General features: G+C 41.8%; 2 protein-coding genes. Both read left to right on the forward strand.

The window, feature by feature from the left end; translation table 11 throughout:
- Positions 1-140 precede the first annotated feature (140 nt).
- Positions 141-491 carry a hypothetical protein gene (locus ABFQ95_08050; GenBank protein ID MEN8237470.1) on the forward strand — a complete coding sequence of 117 codons (351 nt, stop codon included), beginning with the start codon at positions 141-143 and terminating at the stop codon, positions 489-491.
- 138 nt (positions 492-629) lie between these two features.
- The gene (locus ABFQ95_08055; protein ID MEN8237471.1) at positions 630-3,413 is read left to right on the forward strand and encodes a DUF3971 domain-containing protein; all 2,784 of its coding nucleotides are present in this window, start codon (positions 630-632) and stop codon (positions 3,411-3,413) included.
- Positions 3,414-3,547: the final 134 nt, after the last annotated feature.

Here is a 3,547-nt window from a genome sequence, read left to right on the forward strand (position 1 = left end):
ATATTGAAAGAGAGGAGTTTCATGGCGACTGGAATTACACCATAAAGCCCAATAACGAGACGTAATTGTAAAGGTTATTTTTCCTAGCGTCCTTAATCGGTTGTGGTTTGTGCAACAACTCTTAGAAAAAGGAGAAACTTATGTATTTTTGCAACCACATCTACCTTACTGGCCGGCTTGAAGAAGACGTTAATGTTGTCTTTAAGGACAAGAATGAACGATTGGCCACTTTTACTCTGCTCACTCCTGTAGCTGGCAGCAAACATTTTTTTAAATACCGCGTTGCTGTCGAAAATCAATCATTGGTAGAATACGCCGCAAGTTGTTTGCTGGCAGGCAAACTGGTGTTTGTGTTGGGAAAGTTTGAACCGTCCTTGGAAGAGTCTGGCCCCTCCTGGATCGTGATCTCTGAAGACTTTGGCATACTGCATCCTATAGGATCACATGTGCACCCCCCACTTCCCACACCACCTTTAAACAACAAAGCCTAGCCTAAGATGTTAACGGAGAAAGTGGCGCCTGAAATTAATGGCGCCACTTATCTCTTGCAGGCTGGCCTAAAAAGTCGCATAGTGAGTTTACGATTGTTATGCATACAATATCGTGCTTTTTATCAATTTTAGGGTGTCATGAGTATTTGCTACTTGTTTTCCTTTTGTAAAGTACTGTACCGCTTGGTATTTTGGGGGGTTGTAGCAGGTTTTGCTGCGACAACAATTGGTGTCGCTTGTTTGATGATTAAGCTGACCTACAGCCCCCTAAGTCTTAGTTTCCTCAAACCCAATATTGAACAAAGCCTTGCTAAAATTGTTCCGAATCTAAAAGTCCGCATTGGCAAACTACAACTTACACGCAGCCGAGAAAAATTCCGCCTGATTCTAATAGCTGAAGATGTCAAAATTTTAGGTACAAAAACTCATGCACCCATTTTCTCTGTACCAAAAATGGAACTTCAGCTTAGCACAAAGTCAATCTTTACTAGAGAGTTCTTGCCCCGAGCCATCACATTGTATGGCTCAAAACTAAAAGTTTCCAAAAACCAAGCAGGGATATTTAGCGTTGATTTTAATTCCGGAAACCCAGATTCTCTCTCTGTCCCCACCGACTGGGGCAAGTTGTCCAAATGGGTTGCACAATCAAACTCACTCAAACATATTCGTATTCTAGGCAGTACCGTTATTGTTGAAGATCAAACACACAACACAAGCTGGACCTTGAACGATGTGAATATGCACTTTGGACGTATCAGTTTGCATATGAGCCTCAATGCCTCAGCAAAGTTTAATAGAACACAAATCACATGTTCGGGTACTTTACATCCTGAAGAAAACGCAAAGACGTTCGGGATTTTTCAATTGAACCTCCAAGCAGCACTTGAACAGCTCCCTTTTAACCGACTGCAAACGTTGTGGCCAGAATTCTTAACTCCCCTGCCTCGCAACTGGGTTTTGCACAATCTATCCGATGGCTTAGTCTCGCGTGCTAATATTGACGCCCATCTAAAACTAGATTTGACGCAGTCCAACAACCAAATCCAGATACAAAACCTTGGCGGAAAAATTCTCTTTTCTGATATGACTGTTGACTATTTTGAAGGTTTTCCCAAAGTAACACACGTGGATGGCCAAGCAACCTTTGATCAAAAGAATTTCTACATCCAAACACAATCTGGAACACTTGAAGACCTGAAAATCCTCAAAGGAGATATGACGATTACCGATCTTGATGAAGAGGACCAGGATATGACCATTGATCTTGATATTGATGGTTCGTTAAAGAATGCGCTAAAAATCATTGATACACAACCGCTAGGTCTGGCAAAGAAATTTGGTGTTGATGTTAACAAGGTCTCTGGACAAGGGGTTACCCACGTTCATTTTGCCTTTCCTGTTGAGACAACGCTGACGACAGATAAAGTTGATGTAAAGGCAACATCAAAATTAAAAAATGTAGATATCCCCAACATATTGATCTCTGGTAATACGGGGCCTAAATTTCACCTCAGTAAGGGTAGTATTGCCCTTGAAGTCTCCAAGAAACAATTACAAGTCTCTGGTAAAGCTAAATTAAACGGCATGCCAACAGATTTGGTATGGACAGAAAAATTTACCCCAACCAAAACATGGCACTGCCAGTATAAAATCAAATCTGTACTTGAGGGAAAGCCATTAGAAAATTTGCTCCTTGGTTACCTTTCAGGTAAATCTTCTTTCCAATTGACACTCAACAAGTACCAAAATGACAATTCTACGCTAGAGGTCAAAGCCAATCTGAAAGAAGCAACTATTGATTTGCCAAACAGCACAATAATCAAACCAATTGGTGATAGTTGTTCTGCTGATATTCTGATCAAATTAAAAAAAGATGCAATTGTGGAGATTCCACGCCTTCACCTTACGGGTGATCATGTAAAAATTCGCGCATCGGTCAAAATGGATCCAACAACTTCGCAGATAAAAGCACTACACTGCGACCCTTTAAACATTTACGCAACTGACATAAAGGTAAACGGTCAGCAAGAATCCAATGGAGTGTTTCGCATAGAATTGCAAGGTCATCAACTTAACCTTGAGCCATTTCTTGCACACCAGAAAGCTGATCAAAAAGATCTAGATTTTCCGTTTTCTGTCCAGATTGATGTCAATCTTGAAAAGGTTAAATTGGGGGAGCAAAGATTTCTCTCCGATGTCCAGGGGCACTTGCAGCACTACCAAAAAGAGTGGCGAAATATTCATCTCTCAGGAACTTTGCCTGGTCAAACCCAGGAAAAAAACAAAAGCAAAAACAACTTTCTGCAAATCATTCGCACACCATCAAATGCGAAAGATAAGTTGCGTATCCAATCAAATAATGCTGGAGCTGTCCTCTATCTTTTAGGTATCAGTGACTCCACCCACCAAGGACAAATGAAAATCTTGGGTGAAAAATATGCTGATGGCTCCTGGCAAGGAACCATCAGCGTTGGCCCGTTCTATCTGACAGAAGCCCCTATCATGACACAACTTCTGTCCCTGGCCTCACCTTTTGGGCTTTTTGAAGCCCTTTCTGGCAAATCCATTAGTTTTGATTCATTTCTATCAAAATTTGCATGGCACGACGGTAAAATCCTTTTGAAAGAGGGTCGCGCGTCTGGAACATCTTTGGGGTTTACCGTTGAAGGGCGAGTCGACAAAAATGAGGACACTGTAAAACTGCAAGGGGCCGTGTTGCCTTACAACGCTGTTAACATATTCTTGCTCAAAATACCCATTGTGGGACAGTTATTGGGTGGAGAACAGGGTGGCATTTGGGGAATTTCTTATACACTTCAGGGATCAACCAAATCCCCCAAAATCACTGTCAATCCTTTTTCTGCTCTAACACCTGGATTCCTGCGCTTTATCGGCGCTGCACCCCAAAAACTGGACAGTTGAATAAGTGAGTTTTTCAGCCCCTGGGTTTGTTGTACAACCGTAACAATTCAGGAGAATGAAAATGGGAAAAATTCGCAGACAACACAGCAGTAAGACGAAGCTAGAGGCGTCTATAGCTATGGTAAGTGGCAAGG

The organism is Pseudomonadota bacterium (assembly GCA_039714795.1).
Classification (GTDB): Bacteria; Pseudomonadota; Alphaproteobacteria; order JAGOMX01; family JAGOMX01; genus JBDLIP01.